The organism is Micromonospora sp. NPDC049301, assembly GCF_040678715.1.
Taxonomy (GTDB): Bacteria; Actinomycetota; Actinomycetes; order Mycobacteriales; family Micromonosporaceae; genus Micromonospora.
In genome coordinates this window covers 237,126-257,755 of record NZ_JBFAQO010000008.1, presented here as the reverse complement: position 1 = coordinate 257,755, position 20,630 = coordinate 237,126, and the positions used below count along the sequence as shown (strand labels likewise).

8 protein-coding genes are annotated in these 20,630 nt (G+C 70.0%); 2 read left to right on the top strand and 6 right to left on the bottom strand.

Annotation, left to right across the window (positions count from 1 at the left end; translation table 11 throughout):
- Positions 1 to 11: 11 nt before the first annotated feature.
- Positions 12 to 1,235: a DUF4032 domain-containing protein gene (locus AB0K07_RS24160; RefSeq protein ID WP_363757779.1), complete on the bottom strand. Its 1,224-nt coding sequence runs from the start codon at positions 1,233 to 1,235 to the stop codon at positions 12 to 14.
- 90 nt (positions 1,236 to 1,325) lie between these two features.
- Here AB0K07_RS24160 and AB0K07_RS24155 point away from each other — a divergent pair, with 90 nt between their 5' ends.
- Both AB0K07_RS24155 and AB0K07_RS24150 read left to right on the top strand, forming a co-directional pair.
- Positions 1,326 to 2,072 (top strand): phosphatase PAP2 family protein, encoded by a 747-nt coding sequence (locus AB0K07_RS24155; protein WP_363757777.1) that lies wholly within the window; start codon positions 1,326 to 1,328, stop codon positions 2,070 to 2,072.
- A 9-nt stretch (positions 2,073 to 2,081) separates the two neighbouring features.
- Positions 2,082 to 3,317 (top strand): APC family permease, encoded by a 1,236-nt coding sequence (locus tag AB0K07_RS24150; protein WP_363757775.1) that lies wholly within the window; start codon positions 2,082 to 2,084, stop codon positions 3,315 to 3,317.
- An 18-nt stretch (positions 3,318 to 3,335) separates the two neighbouring features.
- Here the strand turns inward: AB0K07_RS24150 and AB0K07_RS24145 are convergent, their stop codons facing one another.
- From AB0K07_RS24145 to AB0K07_RS24125, 5 genes are all read right to left on the bottom strand, one after another.
- Positions 3,336 to 4,121, bottom strand: a complete 786-nt coding sequence (locus AB0K07_RS24145; protein WP_363757773.1) for an ABC transporter permease — start codon at positions 4,119 to 4,121, stop codon at positions 3,336 to 3,338.
- On the bottom strand, positions 4,118 to 5,107 hold the full coding sequence (locus AB0K07_RS24140) for an ATP-binding cassette domain-containing protein (RefSeq protein WP_363757771.1): 990 nt from the start codon (positions 5,105 to 5,107) through the stop codon (positions 4,118 to 4,120). The genes AB0K07_RS24145 and AB0K07_RS24140 overlap by 4 nt, the downstream gene beginning before the upstream one ends.
- Positions 5,108 to 5,137: 30 nt before the next feature.
- Positions 5,138 to 7,981 (bottom strand): BTAD domain-containing putative transcriptional regulator, encoded by a 2,844-nt coding sequence (locus tag AB0K07_RS24135; RefSeq protein WP_363757769.1) that lies wholly within the window; start codon positions 7,979 to 7,981, stop codon positions 5,138 to 5,140.
- 163 nt (positions 7,982 to 8,144) lie between these two features.
- Positions 8,145 to 9,029 (bottom strand): hypothetical protein, encoded by an 885-nt coding sequence (locus AB0K07_RS24130; protein WP_363757767.1) that lies wholly within the window; start codon positions 9,027 to 9,029, stop codon positions 8,145 to 8,147.
- A gap of 12 nt (positions 9,030 to 9,041) precedes the next feature.
- On the bottom strand, positions 9,042 to 20,585 hold the full coding sequence (locus tag AB0K07_RS24125) for a LamG-like jellyroll fold domain-containing protein (RefSeq protein WP_363757765.1): 11,544 nt from the start codon (positions 20,583 to 20,585) through the stop codon (positions 9,042 to 9,044).
- Positions 20,586 to 20,630 lie beyond the last annotated feature (45 nt).

Genomic DNA, 20,630 nt, shown 5'->3' with positions numbered 1-20,630 from the left:
GCAGGACCGGGTCAGCCGATGGTGGAGACCTCGACGCCGAGGACGGCCTGTTCGTCGGGGCGGTGCACCAGCACGTCGGCCAGGTACGACTGGACCGCGTGGCGCATCCCGACGTCCCGGCCGGCCTGCTCGGAGAGCAGCCACTTGTGCTCGATGATCTGGGCGAACAGCTCCTGCGGCTCCAGCTTGCGGCGCAGGTGCGCGGGGACGGCCCGGACCACCGGCTCGAAGACCTCGGTGAGCCAGCGGTGGGCGGCCTGCTGCTCGTCGGTCAGGTCGCTCTCCGCGCGATAGGCGTCCAGGTCGTTGAGCAGCTTGCGGGCCTGGTTCTCCTCGGCGTCCAGACCGGTCAGCCGCAGCAGCCGCCGGGTGTGGTAGCCGGCGTCGACCACCTTCGGCCGGATCAGGTAGCGCCCGTTGTCGATGGTCGACATGGCCACCTCGGCCACGTCGAAGCCCAGCTCGTTGAGGCGGCGGATCCGGCCCTCGATGTCGTGCCGGGCCTCCCGCTCGACCGCCTGCTCGTAGGTGATCTCGTGCCAGAGCCGCTCGTAGCGCTGCACGACCTCCTCGCAGACCACCTCCGGGTCGATGGACTCGTGCAGCAGGCCGGCGGCCTGCAGGTCCAGCGCCTCGCCGAAGATGTTCACCCGGGCGATCTCCAGGTCCTCGCCGCGCTGCCCGTTGGAGAGGGAGGCGTGCAGCGCGCCCGTCTCCGCGTCCACCAGATAGGCGGCGAACGCTCCCGCGTCCCGTCGGAAGAGCGTGTTGGACAGCGAGCAGTCGCCCCAGAAGAAGCCGGTCAGGTGCATCCGCACGATCAACGCCGCCAGGGCGTCGAGCAGGCGGCTCATCGTCTCGGGCCGCAGCGTGTGCGAGAAGAGCGCCCGGTACGGCAGCGAGAACTGGAGGTGCCGGGTGATCAGCACCGACTCGAGAGGTTCCCCGTCGTCGGTCTGCCGGTCGGCGACGACCGCCACCGCCTCGACCGACGGGAAGTCGATCCGCTCCAGGGACCGGAGCAGGTCGTACTCCCGCTCTGCGATCCGCTCCCGAGTCTCCTTGAACGCGTAGACGTAGTCGCCGAGCCGGACGAACCGGACGACGTGCCGGGAGATGCCCTGCGGCAGAGCCACCAGGTGCTGGGCAGGCCACTCCTCCAGCGGTGTCGACCAGGGAAGGTCGAGCAGCGCCGGGTCCACGAGGGCAGAGGTGATCCGCACGGGGCCAAGCATGACGCCTCGCCCCCGCGTCCGCCTCCCATCGTGGCTGGGCCCACAGCGCGGGATGTCCCCGCCCGGCGCGGGCCCCGGTAGCGTGGTCCCGTGCTCAAACCCACCGCGGTACGACGTGACCTGCGGCTGCGGCCCGTCCGCCCGTCCGGCTGGTGGTTCGACGCCCTGCTGCTCGTCGGGTTCGGCGCGTTGACCCTGGCTCTCGCCGGGGGTGCGCTGCTCGGTGTGGATCTCGCGGTGCGGGAGTGGGCCTACGCCCACCACCCGGCACCGATCTACTGGACGGCGCGGGTGTTCAATTTCCTCGGGCAGGGTGGCTGGCTGCTGATGCCGCTCTCCGGGGCGCTCGCCGTCGCGGTCGCCTGGCGGGGCCGCACAGTCCGGCCGCTGCTGCTGGTGGCCGGGGCGTTCGTGCTCCTCTACCTGACGGTCGGACCGCTCAAGGTCCTCACCGACCGAGCCGCGCCCAGCTCGGATCTGCCGCCGCACGAGTCGGTGCGGATCTTCAACGACCTGCCGCCCACCGAGTACGACCTCTCCTACCCGTCCGGGCACGTCGCCAACGCGATCATCTGGTACGGGGTGATGGCCGTGCTGCTGACCGCGCTGACGGCCGGGCGACTGCACCCGACCGTGCACCGGCTGGTCCGATTCGCCCCGCCGGCGATCCTGCTGGTCACCACCACATACCTGAACTTCCACTGGCTCACCGACGGCGTGGCGGCCCTGCTGCTCGGGCTCTTCCTGGACCGGCTGCTGCACCGGGTGCCCTGGGACGATCTGCCGCTGCCCGGCCGGCTCCGCGAATGGGACCGGCCGTTCACCTCGTACCCCTAGGTTCGACGGGTGGATCAACTGGCGCGCCGGCTGGGCGTACCCGATGCGGTGGTCATCGGGCTGGGGTCGATGCTCGGTGCGGGCGTCTTCGTGGTGTTCGCACCGGCCACCGCGGCGGCCGGCGGCGCCGGTCTGCTGCCCGCGCTGGTGCTCGCCGGTTTCATCGCCTTCTGCAACGCGACCAGTTCGGCGCGGCTGGCGGCCCGCTACCCGGAGTCCGGCGGCACCTACGTCTACGGCCGGGAGCGCCTCGGGCCGTTCGCCGGTTTCCTGGCCGGATGGGGCTTCGTGGTCGGCAAGACGGCGAGCTGCGCGGCGATGGCGCTGACCATCGGCGCGTACCTGTGGCCGGGTCAGGCCCGGCTGGTCGCGGTCGGCGCGGTGGTCGCGGTGACCGGGGTGAACCTGCGCGGCATCGGCAAGACGGCGACCGTCACGAAGCTGCTGGTCGGCCTGGTGCTCGCGGTGCTGACCCTGGTCGCGATCGTCGGAGTGGTGGCCGGGCCGGTGCACCTGGACCGGCTCGGCGACTCCGGCGGCTCCGACCGGGGCGTGCTCACCGCGGCCGGGCTGCTCTTCTTCGCCTTCGCCGGGTACGCCCGAATCGCCACCCTCGGCGAGGAGGTCCGCGACCCGGAACGGACCATCCCCCGGGCGGTGCCGCTGGCGCTCGGCGCGGTGCTCGCCATCTACCTGGTGCTGGCCGTCATCACGCTCGGCGTGCTCGGCGCGGCCCGGCTGGCCGGTTCCACCGCGCCGCTGGTCGACGTGGTGACCGCCGCCGGCCTGCCCGGCCTGGCCTGGCTGGTCCGCGCCGGGGCCACGATCGCGGTCACCGGAGTGCTGCTGTCCCTGGTCGCCGGGGTCGGCCGGACGACCCTCGCCATGGCCCGCCGCCGTGACCTGCCCGGCGTGCTGGCCGCCGTGCACCCGGTGCACCAGGTGCCGCACCGCGCCGAGTTGGCGGTGGCCGCCGTGGTGATCGTGGTCGTGCTGCTCGGCGACGTACGGCAGGCGATCGGCTTCTCCAGCTGCACGGTGCTGGTCTATTACGCGATCACCAACGCGGCGGCGCTGACCCTGGGCCGGGACCCGGACCGGCGGTTGCCGGCCCGGGTGCTCGCCGGCGTCGGGCTGGTCGGCTGCCTGCTGCTCGCGGTCAACCTGCCGCTGAGCAGCGTCCTCGCGGGCTTCGGCGTGCTCGCCGTCGGTGCCGCCGTTCACGCGCTGCGGGCTCGCCGCTGACCCGGGCAGACGGCCCGGTCAGCGACTCAGCCGCCGGTAGCGACGCACGGCCAGCGGAGCGAAGGTCGCGATCAGCAGCACCGGCCACAGCACCGCCAACAGCAGCGCGTGCTCTGCCGGCCAGGAGTCGCCACCCAGGCCCGGGTTGCCGAACAGTTCGCGGATCGCCGCGACGGTGGCCGACAACGGATTCCACTCCGAGATCGTTCCGATGACCGAGGGCATCAGCTCGGGCGACACGAAGACATTGGAGATCGCGGTGAACGGGAACGCGGCCGGAAAGACGATCACACCGACCGTGTCCGGGTTGCGGACCAGCAGCGCCAGGTAGATCCCGACCCAGGTGATCGCGATTCGCAGCAGCAGGAGGAGCCCCACGGCGAGCAACGCCTTACCGACACCCTGGCGCCACTGCCACCCGACGAGCAGACCACAGACCAGCAGGGTGGACATCTCCAGCAGCGCGCGCAGCAGGTCGGCGGCACTGCGCCCGGTCATCAGGGCGGACCGTGCCATCGGCATCGACTGGAACCGGTCGACCACTCCTCGGCTGAGGTCCAGTGCCACGCCGGTCGCGGTGGCCCCGAGCCCGTACAGCATCGTCATCACGAAGACGCCGGGCAGCAGGAACTCGCGGTAGTTGCCGCCGCCCGCCACCTGCATACCGCTGCCGAACACGTACCCGAAGACCAGGACGAACATGATCGGCAGCGAGAAGTAGAGGATCAACTCCTCCGGCGCGCGGACCACGTGGAGCATGTTCCGCCTGGTCATCGTCCAGCTGTCGGCGATCGCGGTGGTCATGCCACGGCCGCCTCTCGTCCGGCGTCCACGGTCTCCCGGGCTTCGTCGGGCCGATGCCCGGTCAGGTGCAGGAACGCCTCGTCCAACGTCGCGCGCCGCAGGCCGATGTCCTCGACCGCGACGCCGGCGTCGTCCAGCGCCCGTACCACGTCGACCAGCCCGGCGACCCGGTCGATCACCGGCACGCTGAGTCGCCGGACCTCCGGGTCGAGTTCTGGCTCCGCGCCGCAGATCGGCGCGACGATGCGGGCAGCCTGGTTCAGGTCGGCGGCGTCGCGCACCACCACCTCGACCCGGTCGCCGCCGGTCATCGACTTCAGCTCGTCCGGTGAGCCCTCGGCCACCACCCGACCAGCGTCGATCACCGAGATCCGGTTGGCGAGCTGATCGGCCTCCTCCAGGTACTGCGTGGTGAGCAGCACCGTGGTCCCGTCCGCGACCAGGCTGCGAATCAGGTCCCACACCTGGTTGCGACTGCGCGGGTCCAGGCCGGTCGTCGGCTCGTCCAGGAAGAGCACCCGCGGCGTACGGATCAGGCTGGCGGCCAGGTCCAGCCGGCGGCGCATGCCGCCCGAGTACTCACCGGCGGACCGACCCGCCGCCTCGTCGAGCCCGAACCGTTCCAGCAGTTCGCCAGCGCGTCGACGGGCCTCCCGTCGGCCGAGCCGGAACAGCCGGCCGAACAACTCCAGGTTCTGCCGGCCGCTGAGGATCTCGTCGACCGCGGCGTACTGCCCGGTGAGCCCGATCCGGGCCCGCACCTCGTCCGGCTGGCGCAGCACGTCGTACCCGGCCACGGTGGCCCTTCCCGTGTCGAAGCGCAGCAGCGTGGTGAGGATGCGTACGGCCGTCGTCTTGCCTGCGCCGTTCGGTCCCAGCAGTCCGTGGACCGTGCCGGTCGGCACGGTCAGGTCAAACGTGTCGAGCGCGCGGGTCGGGCCGTACCGCTTGCCCAGACCCTCGGCGACCACCTCGAATGTCGTCATGCCCCCACGGTGCGGTCGGGCGCTGACGGATCACGCACCGTCCGCTGACGGCGGCGCACCGGCCTTCTCCGCCTCGGTGATCTGCTCGAGGAAGAGGACGATCTCGGAACGGGTGGCCTCGCCGACGTACCAGCCGGTGAGCCCGCCGGCCAGCGCCTCGTCGCAGAGCCGCCTCGCCTCGACGAGATCTCCGCGCAGGCGCGCCACCTGGGCGAGGCCGAGCCGGGCGCTGGCTACGAACTCGGGCGCACCGCTGCGCTGCGCGAGGAGCAGCGCACCCGCGAAGTCGTCCCACGCCGCCCCGAGGTCACCGGCGCGCAGCCTTATCTCGCCCCGGGTCCGCAGCATGTCGGCCTGGTCGACGGCCGACCCGAGTGCCGCGACCAATTCCATGGCCTGATCCATGTGGACGCCCGCCGCCTCGGAATCGCCCTGCCAGGCGGCCAGTTCGCCGAGCGCACCGAGCGTGATCATGGTGCCCCACCGGTCCCCGGTGCCGCGGAAGCCGTCGAGCGCGGTGGCCAGCGCGGCCCTGGCCCGGTCCCATTGGTCGCTCCACATCAGCGCCGAGCCGCTGCCCATCGCGCCGAGCGCGTTGATCCACGGGTCCGGGCCGACCAGCCGCCGCAGCTCCCCCATCAGCTCGTCGACATCCTCGGCGCCGCCGGACGGCGGCCCGGTCGAGATCCCCGACAGGTACAGCAGGAACGGCTGTCGAGGCGGCCGGTCGAGGCTGCGGATCACCGACCGCTGCGTCCCGACCGACGGCAGGTGGCCGGAACCAGCGAGCGAGGCGTTGTAGACGCAGAGGGTGAACTCCTCGCTCAGCCCCGGCGGTGCTTCGGTGCCGAGCAGTTCGAGGACGTCGGCAGCCAGCCGCGCCCCTTCCCCGCGCATGCCACGCAGCCACCAGTAGAACGACAGGGCCGCGACCATCCCAGCCGCGTCGGGCGCGTCACCGGCCGCCGTGGCACGGCGCAGCGCCGCGTGCAGGTTGTCCCGCTCCGCGTCGAGTCGTCGCAGCCAGTCCAGCTGTTCCGCTTGCCGAAGATGGTCGCTGGCCGTCCAGGCGAACTCCAGGAAGTACGCGGTGTGCGCGCGGCGCAGCTGGTCGGCCTCGCCGGCCTCGGCGAGACGCTCGGCGCAGAAGGCCCGCACCGTTTCGAGCATCCGGTACCGGCCGCCGGTCATCTCCACGAAGGACTTGTCGACCAGACCGGTCAGCGCGTCGACGAACTCGGCGGTGGGCAGGCCACTGACCCGCCCAGCCGCCTCCAGCGTGGCACCACCAGCGAAGACGGTAAGCCGTCGAGCCAGCCGCCGTTCGGCGTCGTCGAGCAGATCCCAACTCCACTCGACCACGGCCCGGAGCGTGCGGTGTCGCGGCGAAACGGCCCGACTGCCCGTCGAGAACAGCCGGAACCGATCGTCGAGTCGGGCGGCAACCTCGGCGACGGACAGGGCCCGCAGCCGCGCGGCGGCCAACTCGATCGCCAACGGCAGGCCGTCGAGGCTGCGGCAGATCCGCAGCACCATCTCGACGTTTGCCGGTGTCACGGTGAAGTCGGGCGCGACGTCGGCGGCCCGCTGGGCGAAGAGGCCGACCGCGGCGTAGTCGTCGGCGTCCAGCGCCGATGCGCCGAGCGGTGGCAGGGTGAGCCCGGACAGCGGGCACAACGCCTCACCGGCCAGCCCGAGCGGCTCGCGACTCGTGGCCAGGACGCGCAACGCCGGACACGCATTCAGCAACCGGGCGGCCAGCCGGGCCGCGTCGGCGATGACGTGCTCGCAGTTGTCGAGCACCAGCAGCAGTCGCCGCTCGGCGAGCGCCTCGACCAGCCGATCGGTGGTCTGCCGGCCCGGCTCGGCCGGGGCGCGCAGGCCGGCGTCGCGCAGCCCGAGCGCGCTCAACACCGCCTGCGGTACGTCCGAACCGTCGGCCAGCCCGGCCAGCTCGACGAAACAGACCTCACCGTCGAGGCGGCCCGCGGCCTCGATCGCCAGGCGCGTCTTGCCCGCACCCCCGGGGCCGGTGAGGGTGACCAGCCTGCGCTCCCCGAGCAGCTCGCCGACGCGTTTCAGCTCATCCTCCCTCCCGACGAACGTAGTGAGCTGGCTCGGCAGCGCCTGGTCGGCCGTCTGACGTTCCTCGCCGCGCAGCACCGCCAGGTGAATCGCGGCCAGCGCGGCAGACGGGTCGACGCCGAGCTGGTCGGCCAACGTGTGCCGGGCGTCCTCGAACTCGGCCAGCGCCTCCGCCGGCCGACCCAGTGCCGCCAGGGCGCGCATGAGCTGGCCGCGCGAGCGCTCCCGCAACGGATGCGCGACGACCAACTCCCGTAGCTCCGCGACCAGCGCACCGTGTGCGCCCAACGCCAGGTCCGCCTCGACCCGATCCTCGATGGCGGCCAACCGCAGCTCGTCCAGCCGGGCCGCCGGTGCGGGCGCGCCGATGACATCGACCAGAGCGGGACCACGCCACAGCTGCAGCGCCTCCCGCAACAGGTTCGCCGCCCGTGGCCAGTCGCCGTCGGCGAGCGCGCGGCGCCCCGCCTCGGCGAGCCGTTCGAACCGGTACGCGTCGACATCGTCGGGATCCACCGCGAGGCGGTAACCGGCCGGATGGAACTCGACCGGATCATGCTCGGCGGGCAGAGCCTGCCGCAGCCGCGACACCTGGGACTGGAGCGCGTTGGCCGCACCTCGAGGCGGATGCTCGCCGTACAGGCCGTCGATCAGCCGCTCGGCGGAGACCACCCGGCCCACGTCGAGCAGGAGGAGCGCCAGCAGCGCGCGCAGCCGCGGACCGCCGACGGGGACCTCTCGCCCGTCCGCCAGCACGACCTGGGTCGGCCCCAGGATGCGGAAACGCATGCCATGGATTGTCGCTCAGGCTGACCTGCTGAGCCGCACGGTGCACGCCGTGCCCGCCGACCGGCAACATCAGCACGGGCTTCGGAATGCTCGCCATGGGCATCGGCTGGTACGCCACCAGGCACTTGGTCGGCGAGCGAACCACCGGACCGGACGGCGACAGTTAAGCCTGAGCCGCAGAGTCGTCGACGACTCTTACCGAGAAGACGAGATCGTCGAACGTCGGCGGGGCCGTCGAAGCGTGATTGCAGTGGTAGAGCCGCTCGGTTTCGGAAACCCACTCCACCCACAGCCCGGCGTTCTCGGTCCACCGCTCGACTCGTGACCAGCCCGGTCCGGCTTCCTCGTAAACATTGCATACTTGAAGCACCCCGTGCGGCGATTGGCAACCGATCGTGAACGTTCGACCGTCGCCAGCCCAGAGGATCAGTTCGGGCGATCCCACATCAGCACCATTCCGGATCTGACCTCTCGGCGCCATCAGGGCGATGCCCTGCTTCACTCCGGCACCTTGCGCGAGGACCGTGAGAGACAAGGTCGATTCGATCGGCAACCCACCCCAGGCGTCTCCCGTCGTTACCGCCAACAATCCCCATTTCAACGTCAGCGGCAGCACTGGCGGGCGCCTCAGCCGCTGATTCCGCTTGCTGACGTCCAGCAGCCCCGTGCTGATGGTCAGACCGGTGCTGGCGTAGTCGACCGGACTGCCGTCCTCGATGCCGAAGGACCCAAAGGTGTCCTGGAGATGACGCAGCACGGAAAGCCAACGATTCTTGTCACGCATTCCGGTGAGTAGCGCCTGATGAAGCGCGAGGATGTCCGCGTTGGAGGAAGAAAGTTCCTCCCCGCCCGCGCCCTCGTAATGCACCGAGAATGACCCGTCAGGGTTCACCGACACTTGGATCACCGGGTCGCGGTCAGCACTCTCGATGACCGCGACCCGACTGTCCGAAACGTTCAGACTGTCGAGAGTCCAGTACAGCTCGTCAGGCTCGTTCCCGTAGGTGTAACTATCGAGCTTGGTCCTGACGGTATAGGTACTAGACATCAACAATCCTCATCAACTAGCTGGGTACGTGTTCGTGAACGGAATCCTGTTCCCCTTGAGCTTACGGTGCGGATCGATATCAGCATGCTCGTCGGGCCAGCGCGGAACCGTCTTCGTCCCGCCGTCACGCCTGGCGACGGGCTCGTGTGAGAGCTCCATCGTCTCCTGCTCGCCGGTCCAAGGATTGGCTCGTTGCGGGCCTGCCCATCCGCGCCGCTTGACCTCGGCCCGCTGGGCGGGGGTCAGTGGCGAATCCGGGTCGTTGTAGTGCTGCTTCCAGTGCTCCCGCCGCTCGGTGGTACCCCAATCCGAACCGTCGGCATCCGGGTCCTCAAGCCACCGGCCATTGCTTCCACGTGCCTGTCCGCCAGTGGCGCACTCACACGTGGCGTGGTGACCGTCCTCGGCACCGCCACAGTTGTGAACGAGTACCGGCTCGTCGCCGACGACCACAAAGTACGTGTGGATGTCTGCGACGGTGAGGTCGCGCATCTCCTCGACGCCGAGCTTGTTGAGCACTGCGACGACGGTGACCGCACCCTTGCCCTTGACCAGCAGCTTGGTGCCGGGCTTCAGGTCCTTGGCGTCGTCCCACTTCCGCTTCGAGGCGTTCCAGAACGGGTGGTGCCAGGTCGTCTCGACCTTCGTCACCTTGCCGTCCTGGTCGCGGACGGTGAGGTCGGTCAGGTCCTTGTCGGTGTTCCGGTGCAGTTGGGTGACCTGCTTCGGCTCCGACTTTCCGGCGACCGGGTCGGTGGCCATGACCTTGTCGCCGACATTGACGTCCTCGATCGGCCGGCTGGTGCCGTCCGCCATCAGGACCCGGGTCTTCGGATCGAAGCTGTGCCGACGACCGGTCTTGCAGCCGCCACCACCGCCACCGACTGCGAGGCCGAGCGGGTTGAATCCACCCCCGCCGCCGGAACGCGCGCCTCCGCCGCCCTTGCGGCTCAACGCCCCGAGCCCCGGCACCATGTTCTCCGCAGCCGACCGAGGGTTGTAGGTGCCCGACGTGGCCAGCTGCCCGACCGCGTCCTCGATGCCGTTCTCGGCGGCCTCGGTCGCCAGGCGACCCACCAGGCCGGTACCGACCTTCTTCGCCACGGCGGCACCGACCCGCGCCGCGATGGCGCCGCCCGCACCGCCGATCAGCCCGGTGACCGCACCGGTGCCCAGGGAGCCCAGCGCGTCGCCGATGCTGTGGATGTCACCCTGCGCGGCGTCCTTGGCGAGGCTGATCAGCGCCCCGGCACCGGCCATGCAGGCGATCGCACCGACACCGGCGGTCACCGCCGTGCAGGCGATACCCGCGAGGATCGCGCCGCCGATAGCGGCGACCTCCAACAGGACGTCCTTGTGCTCCTTGACCCACTTGGTCGTCGCATTCGCGGCGTCCCGTACCGCGGTGGTGGCCTTCTTGACCACCCGCTGTGCCTTGGCGGCCACCTTCTTACCGGCCTGCTTGAGTTTCGCCGCCGCCTGCTTGGCGCGTTTCTTGACCGCCGCCGCCTTCTTCGCGACGTACTTCTTGGCCTGGTTGTACTTCTTCTTGACCGCGCGTTTCGCCTGGTTGTACTTCTTCTTGATCTGCTTTTTGACCTGGTGGTACTTCCTCTTGGCCTGGTGGTACTTCTTCTTCACCGCCGCCTTGGCCCGTGAAGCGGTCTTCTTCACCGTGGACTTCGCGGCGCTGTAGGCCGAGGAGGCGTACGAGTAGGCCGACGACGCGTACGACGAGGCGTACGAGTAGGCGGACGACGCGTACGAACGGAAGCTCGAACTGACCGAGCTGACCGCCCGGGAGAAGGACTTCTTCAGGCTGCCCAGACCGAAGTGCCCCGTCGGGTCGGTCACGGTCAGCGGGTTCGCGTCGCCGTACTGGTAGCGGTTGGCGTTGATCGAGTCCGGCAGCGGGCTGTTGCTCGCCGTGTCCCGGGTGTCGAACTGCCCGGTGTCCGTGTTGTACCAGCGGGCGTGCATGTTGACCCGGCTGGTCAACGCGTCCGTCCACTCCGACTGGTAGCCGAGCTGGCCGACCAGGCCGCTGGTGGTGAGCGCCTTGCCCAACGGGTCGTAGGTCACCGACCCCGTCAGCGCGGCCCCGGTCGGGGTGAACTGCCCAACCACGTCGCTGTGCAGGTCCGTCCAGACCATCCGCTGGTTGCCGCCGCCGGTGGTGCCGACCACCTCGCCGGACGGCCCCCGCACGTAGGTCGCGCTGGAGTCCCCCGCCAGGTCGTTGCCCAGACCGGTGTACGCGTGACCGGGGCGAATCGCCCGACCCAGGCCGTCGTACGTGTAGGTCTGCGTACCGCCCGCCGACTGCTGCGACACGACCTGCCCGAAGGCGTCCGTGCGGGTGACGTTGCCGCCGGCGTCGGCCAGGGTGCCCCGGGCCGTGTACGTGTAGGTAGCACCGTCGGCGGTGAGCAGCCGGTTCCGCTGGTCGTAGGTGAACAGCTTGGAACCGTTCTGCACCCGGTTGCCGGCCTTGTCGTAGGCGTACACCGTGGTGGTGGCGCCGTTGTTCCACGACGTCAGCCGGTCCGCCAGGTCGTAGGTGTAGGTGTTCGAGGCCGAGCCGGCGAACCCGGTCGTCGACTTCGAGGTGATGTTGCTGTTCTCGTCCCAGCCGTACGTGATCTTCGCGAGGGACGCCCCGGCGGACGACTTCAACTCGTCGCCGGTGAGCCGCCGCAGCGGGTCGAAGGTGAAGTTGCGGGTGTTGCCGTTCGACCCGTAGGTGATCTTCGAGACCTGGGAGAGGGTGTTGTAGGTGTACGCCATCTGCACGCCGGCCGACGGGTTGGCCAGCGACGACAGGCGACCCGCGCCGTCGTACCCGTAGGAGGTCGTGCCGGCGGCGTCCTGCCGGGAGGCGAGCCGGCCGTCCGGGTCGTAGCCGAACGTCGAGTCGCCCGACGGGCCGGTCACCGACCGGGGCAGACCCCGGTCGTCGTACGCGATGGTGTTCGTGCCGCCCGAGCCGGACAGCGACGTCATCCGGCCGGCCACGTCGTAGCCGAAGGTCCGGTCCTCGGTGGCGACCTCGGCGCCCGCGCCCGACTGGCGTACCAGCTGACCCAGGTCGTCGTACTCGTTGGTGACCGTCACCCCACCGGGCATGGACTGCTTCACCGGTCGAGCGGACCGGTCGTACTCCAGGGTGAACGTGCGGTCCGCCGGATCCGGGTGCGCGGCCGTCGCCGGTTCGATCATCGCCTCCGGCAACCCCCACGAGTTGTACCTGGTGAGGAAGGCGTTGCCCCGACCGTCGGTGAACCGGGTGCGGTTTCCCTCCAGGTCGTAGCCGAACGTGGTGACGATGGAGTCCGACGCCGAGATCGGCTGCGTCTCCTTGGTGACCACGCCTGTCGCGTCGTACTCGTAGGTCACCGTCGTCTTACGAGCGTCGGTGCTGGCCACCATGTTGCCGGCCCGGTCGTAGCGGGCCGACTGCTCCGACAGCAGAGTTCCGGTCGGGCTGTACTCGGCGGTGCGGGTGGCCCGATCCGCCATGTCGTAGGTGACCGAGGCGTACGAGCCGTCCGGGCGGATCGTCTTCGTGGTCCGACCCTCGGCGTCGTACTCGTAACGGCTCACGTTGTTGGCACCGTCGGTGACCGTCAGCGGGTCACCGAGCACGTTGTACGTCGTCGAGCTGTTCACACCGGCAGCCGTGGTGACCTGCGACGGCCAGCCCTGGGCGTTGTACGTGTAGTTGGTGGTGTGGTTCTTGCCCTCCTGCCGCACCACCTCCGTCGAGGTGACCGTGCGGCCCAGGTAGTCGTAGGTCGCGGCGCTCACCGCGCCGGTCGGGTCGGTCGACGACAACACGTTGCCCGCGTCGTCGTAGGTGTAGGTGGTGGCGCCGTCGTTCGGCGCGATCTCCTTCGACGTCCGGCCCAGCTGGTCGTACTCGTAGCGGGTGATCTTGCCCAGCGGGTCGGTGACCGTCTTCAGCTGACCGGCCGTGTCGAAGCTGTAGCGCGTCTCAGGCACGATCGGCGTCGACGACCCCGGCGGGGTGTAGGCGGGCGCCTTCTCCGACACGACGCGGCCGACCGCGTCGTACTCCACCACCGACCAGTTGCCGTTCGCGTCGCGGGTGTCGGTGGGCTCGTCGAACGTGTTGAACCCGACCCAGCTCACCGCGTTCGCCTGCGCGGGAATCTGACCGGGCTGCTCGACCGTGGCCGCCGGGGCGGTGGTCTTCACCGCCCGGCCCTCCTCGTCGTACCCGTAGTGGGTGGTGTTGCCGTTCGGGTCGGTGACCGAGGTGGGTAGGTCGTCGGAGTCCAGCACCTGCGAGGTACGGATGACGTGCGCGTCCGCCGCCGGGGCGGTCCCCGCCTTGACCTGCGAGACCTCCGCGTCGGTCAGGGCCTTCTGGTAGACCTGCACATCGCTGACCGAGCCGGGGAACCCGCCCCACACACCCGCACCGCCGATGGTGAAGCCCGTCGACGTGTTGTTGAAGGCCTCCGTCGTGGTCGCCGTGGCTTGCAGTGCGCCGTTGGCATAGAGCTTCATCGTCTTGCTGGCTGGATCGGCCGTCAGCGCCAGGTGCGTCCAGGTACCCGCCACTGCGGAACCGACCGGCCCGCCGCCCTGGAGGAACGTGTTGGTCCCGTCCGCCTTCCGGACCGCCACGCCGGCGTACCACCGATCGTCGCCGGGTGCGTAGAAGACCTTTGCCGCAGAGTCCCCAATCGCGCCCGAGGCCTCGAAGACGAGTTGCTCACCTCCCAGGGCGGGATTCTCCGTGGCGAGCTTCGCCCAGGCCGAGATCGTGAACGCCCGCTTGGTGTCCAGGATCTGGCCGGTCTTCAGGTGCGCGTTGGTGCCGTCGAAGACGGCCGAGCCGCCCCGGTCGGTGGACCAGGTGACGTTGCCAACCGCGGTGGCCGGGCTGTTGCCGGTGGAGTCGGCGGCCTTCGTACCGCCGGTCTCGTCGAGCTTCCAGCGCCCGACCGGGGTCAGCGCCGCCGACGGGTACTCGGTCTCGGCGATGGCGCGGCCGGCGCTGTCGTAGAGCGCGTCGGAGAAGCTGGTGACGGTGCCGTCCGGGCCGGAGGAAACCGTGGAGATGACGTTGTCGTCGGCGTCGTAGGTCAACGCGGTGCGCCGCTTCAGGCCGTTGGGGTCGACGACCGAGGCCGTCGTGCGGCCCGCCGCGTCGTACTCGGTGGCGGTGACGGTGTGACCGTTGTTGGTGATCTCGCTGACCACGTTGCCGGCGGCGTCGTAGAGGTTCTCCTCGACCACGAACGTCCGGGTGCCGTCGGTCCGGCTGACCTTCGCTTCCAGACCGTTGTCGGTGTACGTCCAGCTGGTGGTCCAGCCCATCGCGTCGGTTTCGCTGGCGAGCCGGCCCGCCGGGTCGTACGCCCGGGTGGTGGTCACCAGGTCGCGGGGCGCCGACGGGCTGTTCGGGTCGCCGGTGAAGTTCTTCACCGTCGTGGTGAGCAGGTTGCCCTCGACGTCGTAGGTGCTGGTGGTCACCCCACCGTCGGCCTCGGTCTCCTTGACCACGCGGCCGTACCTGTCGTACTCGAAGCTGGTGGTCTGGTTGACGCCGTTGGTGGTCGACGACTCCTGTCCGTAGGAGTTGTAGGCGTGCCGCTCGGTGCGGGACGCGTCGCCGCCGGTCAGGTCGCTGACCGTGACCTCGGTGATGTTGCCGTCGTCGTCGTGGACGGTGGTGGTGCGGGCGGTGTGGATCGCGCCGGTGACCCGGTTGGTGACTCCCGGCTCGGTCTCGGTGATCTCGCGGCCCAGTCGGTCGTACTCGTGGCTGGTGGTGAGCCCCGCCGGGTGGCTGTCGGTCACCTCGGTCTCGGTGAGCAGCCGGCCCAGCCCGTCGTACGTGTAGCGGGTGATCTTGCCGCTCGGCTCGACCATCTCGGCGACGTCACCACTGGCGTAGTAGGTGATCGTCTGGGTCTGCCCGCCGGCGGTGGTCACGGTCGCGGGCAGGCCGGCCGGGGCGAACCCGCCGTCCTTCGCCGCGACGGTGGTGCCGTCGGTGAAGGTGGTACGGGTGACCCGGCCCAGCGGGTCCGTGATGCTGGTCTGGTTGCCCTTGCCGTCGTAGCCGTAGCTGGTCAGGTACCGGTTGTCGGTGGCCGACGACGATCGGCCGTCGCGCATGGTCAGGATGACGTCGTTGCGCGGGTCCGGCGTGCCACCGATCTTGATGGAGCTGCCGGTGGCCCAGCCACCGGTCCCGTTGCCCGACACGAGGTACATGTCGTTGTCGGTGGTCTTGTGGTAGACGATGTCGGCCCGCTTGTCGCCGTCGAAGTCCCCCGCGCTGAGCAGGGCCTTGGCGCTGCCCCACCCGGTGCCGACCCGGGTGGCGGTGGTGCTCAACCAGCCGCCGGTCCCGTTGCCCCGCAGCATGTAGAGGTTGTTGTCCGCGCTGCTGCGGTAGATCACGTCGGCCTTGCCGTCGCCGTCGAAGTCGCCCGGCGAGACGAGCAGGTTAGCGGCGCTCACGTTCGGGCCAATGAGGGTCGGGGTGGTGCTCAACCAGCCGCCCGAGCCGTTGCCCTTCAGCAGGTACAGGTTCTTGTCGGCGGAGCTGCGGTAGATGATGTCGGGCTTGCCGTCACCGCTGAAGTCCTTGGAGTAGACCATCAGGTCCGCGGCGCTGACATTCGGGCCGATCTTGACGGAGGTGCCCGACAGCCAGCCGCCCGCGCCGTTGCCGTTGAGCATGTAGAGGTTGCCGTCGGAGGCGCTGCGCCACAGGAGGTCGGGCTTGCCGTCGCCGGAGAAGTCCTTGGCGGCCACCGCCAGGTTCGCCGCCGACAGGCTGGTCCCGATCTGCGTGGGCAGGCTGGTCAGCCAGCCACCCGCACCGTTGCCCTGCACCATCTGAATGGTGTTGTCGGCGGCCCGGTAGACCACGTCCGGGGCACCGTCGCCGCTGAAGTCCTCGAACATCGTCGGCAGCGCGGCGGCAGCCCAGTTCAGCGGCTCGGCCGAGTTGGCGTAGTAGGTGTAGTAGACCGACGAGCACTTGCTGGCCGACTGGTCCTGACAGGTGATGACCTGCTTCGTGTTGCCCCGGGCGTCCTGGAGCTCCTGACTCCACACACCGCGGGGGTCGTACGTGAGGTTGCCGTAGCCGCCCACGTCGTACCCGAACTTGGTGGTGTTGCCCAGGCCGTCGGTCTGGGCGACCATCCGGCTGCCGTTGACCAGGTCGTAGCTGTAGCTGATCTTCTCACCGGTCGGCCCGGTCACCGTGACGGTGGAGACGGGCATCGGGATCGCGCTGGCGGCGCCGTTGACCATGGTCACGGCGACCGGCGCGGTCTGCTTCGACGCCTGGAAGTGCGCGCCGACCTGGTCGGCAGAGAGCTGCGACCGGTAGAAGGCGACCTCGGCGATGGAGCCGGGGAAGTACCCGACGTCGCGGGTGCCGTGCATCGGCCAGGCGCCGGCCCACTTGCCCGCGCCGATGTACGCGTTCTGCCCGTCGGTGGCGACCAGCGCGTTGTCGAGCTTGCCGACCGCCGCGCCGTCCAGATAGAGCGACTGGGTGGTGGTGGCTGCCGAGAGCACCACATGGTGCCACTTGTCGTCGTTGACCACGCCCGCACTCATGATGACCCGGGTGGCGCTGCCGGTCCAGAACCCGCCCCGCAACTTGCCGTCCGTGCCGACGTAGAGCGCCGGGGTCCAGTTACCGGCGACCGCCGGGTCGGCCAGGGGGCTGGCCTGGTAGCCGTAGAGCACACCGCCCGCGGTGTTGCCCGCCGGCATCTTGAACCACAACTCGACCGAGTTGGGCCCGGTGGTCGGCATGTCCTCGGGCGGAAGCTGGAGGTACGACGTCGTGCCGTTGAAGGACGCTGCCCGACTGTCGCTGAACGGGCCGGCCACCCCCAGGGTGGCAGAGCTGTAGGTGGCGACGCCGCCCTGCACCTCGTTGGCGGCGTCGGTCGCCTCGACGTCGCCGAGCCGCCAGTAGTCGGCCGGCTTGGCGCCGAGCACCGACGCCGCGTAGACGTCGCTGCTGCCCGAGACGGTGGGCGTGCCCATCGTCCAGAGGCCGCCGTTCTCGTCGGTGACGGTGGACACCCGGCCGGAAACCTTGTCGTACCCGACCTGGGCGGTGACCCCACCCGAGGGGCGGACCACCTTGGTGAGCACCGGGTGGGCGGTCCGGCCGGAGCTGTGCAGCTCGGTCACCGTGGTGCCGGTGAGCGCCTGGTTGAAGAACGACACCTCACCGATCGAGCCGGTGAAGTATGTGGCCTTCGGGGGCGAGACACCGGTGTTGACGTGGTTCGGCCAGAGGCCACCGACAAACCCGGCGCCGACCAGCACGTTCGCCGACCCACCGGGAATCTGGGCGATGGTGCCGTCGAGGGTGCCCTTCTCGACGCCGTCGAGGTACAGCTTCTGCGTGTCCCCGGCGCCGGCCAACACCACGTGGTGCCAGGCCCCGTCGGTGACCGTCACGTTCGAGTTGATCGGGGACGGGGCTCCACTCCAGAACTGCCCGCGCAGCTTGCCGTCACTGCCGATGTAGAGCGACGGCGTGTAACTGCCCGCCGGGGTGCCGGTGGTGATCGCATCGGCCTGGTAGCTGAACAGCACGCCGTTCGGGGTGGTGGTCTTGAACCACATGCTGACCGACTGGTACTGGCCGTCGCTGACCAGGTTGCCCGGCAGCTGCACGTGGGAGCTGGTGCCGTTGAAGCCGGCGGTGGTCGCGGTGGAGCCGGGCAGCGCCGCCGCCTGGCCCAGCGCGACGTTGTTGTAGCGGGCGTTGTCCACGCCCGCGTTGCCCAGCACCGAGCTCGCCGCGGTGGTGGCACCGGCGGCCTCGGTCAGCCTCCAGTACGAGTACGGCCCCGCGTTCAGGGTCGCGTTGGCGTACTGCGAGGTGGTGTCGTGCTGGTACGTGGTGCAGGCCGCGAAGTTCGTCGGGGGGCAGACCTTGGCGAGTTGGTCGCTCGTGCCGTAGGTGTACTGCCAGGTCGTCGAGGTGTTCCAGTCACCGGGCACCGCCGGGTCGGTGTACACCGTCGCCGGGTGGGCGTACGCCGAGCCGGCCGGGGTGGACCAGGTCACGTACAGGGACCGACCGGAAGCCGAGGTCACCTTCGTCACGTTCGAGCTGGCGTCGTACGCGAACGTCATCGTCCGACCGTTGGCATCGGTGACGCTCGTGATCTTGAAGATCCCGCTGCCGGCCGACTGGGCGAAGACGTAGAGAGAGGCGTCCTTGTCGGTAAGCGTGTAGCCGGTGACGGCACCGCTGACGTCCTTGTTCTCCTTCAGGACGGAGAACCGGCCGGAAGCCGGGGCGAACGATCCGTCGGCGTTGCGGCCGAGTGCCACGTCCTGGCCGGTCGGGTACGTGATGAGGACCGACTGCACCTGGCCCGCCACGTCGCGTACCTGGGTGGCCCGGGTGTCGAGCATGCTGGACCAGCCGGCGCCGAAGGCGTTGCTGCGCCGGGCATCCAGGCTGTTGTAGCTACGCGTGATCGCCAGCGATGGGCCGACCGTGGCGACGCTGGCGTCGGTGGCCGAGGTGGTGTAGTTGCCGATACCGGGGTCGTAGCCCTTGCCGGAATTCTGCGTCAGACTCCCGGTGAGCAGCGGCTGCGGCACCGACGTGGTGAACGCGTACGCCGGATAGACCGCGCTGGAGCCCGCCTTGTCGTTGACCTGGACGGTGTAGAGGTAGCTCTTGTTCCAGGTCAGCTTGCCCGCTGGAATGGTCCAGCTCGCCGTCGCGACCCAGCCCGAGTTGGCCACCACCGCGCCGGTGCCGGCGTCGGTCACCACGTAGTTGTAGGTGAAACCCTTGGCCGGCCACTTGTCCGGGTCGACCGCCCGGGAGTGCAGCTCAGGGGTGAGGGTCTGCACGACCGCGTTGTTGGTCGGGTAGCGGACATTGACCTGCGGCGCGACGTTGTTGGTGTACGTCAGCTCCAGGTACGGCTTGTAGCTGCCGTCCGAGTAGTTGGCGGCGGTGAACCGCTTCCAGGCCGTCGAGTCCGTCTCCGAGGCGGTCAGCGCGAGACCCTCGTTCATGCCGCCGGTCGACCAGTCGTTGAACGTGTCGACGGCGAGGGGGACGGTCACCCACTTGCCGGTGCTCCGGTTGGGTGGGTCGTTGGTGCAGGCCGGGTAGTTGTCGGTGATGGTCAGCGAGCCGATCGAGGGGGAGATTGTCGGCCCGGGGTGCGCGCCGGTCGTCAGGTCGGCAACCGTCCACGGCTGCGTCACCCGGTGCACGTTGAACGCCTTGTGCGAGGTGCAGTTGAACGACCAGGTGTGGAAGAGGCGCAGCTTGGCCGCGCTGAACCGCTTGCCGGCGAGGCCGTCGCTGGCGAACTCGTCGAAGTGGATGAACGAGCGCGCCTTCACGCCACCGCCGTCGTACGTACCGACGGGCAGGTTGTCGCCGTTGTGGTTGGTGGTCTCGCTGTCGCTGTCGACGTAGACGTCGCCGGTGGTGCCGGTGGTCGCGGTGGGGTCCACCCGCACCGGGTACTGGCGGGCCGGGTCCCGCAGCCAGGCCGGGTCGGCCACGACCCGCAGCGCGGGCGCGCCGTCGACCGTGATGATCTCGAAGGTGACCGCGTCCGACTCGGCCGGGGCGCCGGAGCGGGGGTCGACCTTCGAGTCCTGCATCGAGCCGTGCGGGAACCAGGCCACGGCCTTGCCGTCCGCGTTGAGCAGTTCCACCGAGCCAGCGGCGGTGAGCCGAGGGGTCAGACCGGTGAGCCGCAGCGGGAACACCCAGGTCGACGCCGCCTCCGGCGAGCGCAGCACCAGGGTTTCCTTGACGCCGGCGTCGAAGGTGGTCAGCTCCAGGTCGGTGTGCGGGAGAACGTCCCGGTAGTGAGCGGTCGGCCCGGCCACCTCGGGGGCGTTGATCGTGCCACCCTCGAGCCGGTAACCGACGCTCTCACCGCCAGGCAGGGTGAGCTGGGCGAGGTCGCCGTCCGTGGCCGAGGCGGCGGCGCGCCCGGTGGCCTCCGGGGTTCCGCCGGTGACCGACACGCCGAGCCGGTTCGCCGTGACGTGCAGCCGTCCGTCGGAGCGGCGGGCGAGATTCGAGTCGATCTTCTGCCAGCTGCCGTCCGACGCGCGGTAGTTGACCGGGCGGTTGTACGTGCGCTTGGTGAAGGAGCCGTCGGCGTTCGCGAAGATGTCCGAGCGCGCACTCGACTTGCGGGCGTCGCGCGTGCTGGTCCGGGCGTCGAAGCCCGGCTCGGCCACATCGGTCACCTCGGGCGTGGTGGCGATCTTGTGCGGCTGGTACGCCTCCAGGGTGCCGGGCGCGGGCTGGGGCGCCCGCCCTGCGCCCGTACCGGCGTCGGTTGCCGAAGCCGGTACGTGCGGGTCGACCGTGACCGGCTTCCCCTTCTGCTGCACGGGAAGGCCCACGAACGCCGCGGTCGCCGACCAGGCGGGGCGCTGCGCGAGCCAGGTGAGCCAGGTGAGTGGGAACTCGCCACCCGGTCGCACCACGTCGGCCGGTATGGCGACAGTCAGCCCGAAGACAACGGCGACCACGAATGCGGCACGGCGTGTCCCACTGGTAACGGATCGGCGCACGGC

Coding starts and splice junctions, on each gene's coding strand:
- AB0K07_RS24160 (WP_363757779.1), bottom strand. CDS start 1,235: ATGCTTGGCCCCGTGCGGATCACCTCTGCCCTCGTGGACCCGGCGCTG.
- AB0K07_RS24145 (WP_363757773.1), bottom strand. CDS start 4,121: ATGACCACCGCGATCGCCGACAGCTGGACGATGACCAGGCGGAACATG.
- AB0K07_RS24140 (WP_363757771.1), bottom strand. CDS start 5,107: ATGACGACATTCGAGGTGGTCGCCGAGGGTCTGGGCAAGCGGTACGGC.
- AB0K07_RS24135 (WP_363757769.1), bottom strand. CDS start 7,981: ATGCGTTTCCGCATCCTGGGGCCGACCCAGGTCGTGCTGGCGGACGGG.
- AB0K07_RS24130 (WP_363757767.1), bottom strand. CDS start 9,029: ATGTCTAGTACCTATACCGTCAGGACCAAGCTCGATAGTTACACCTAC.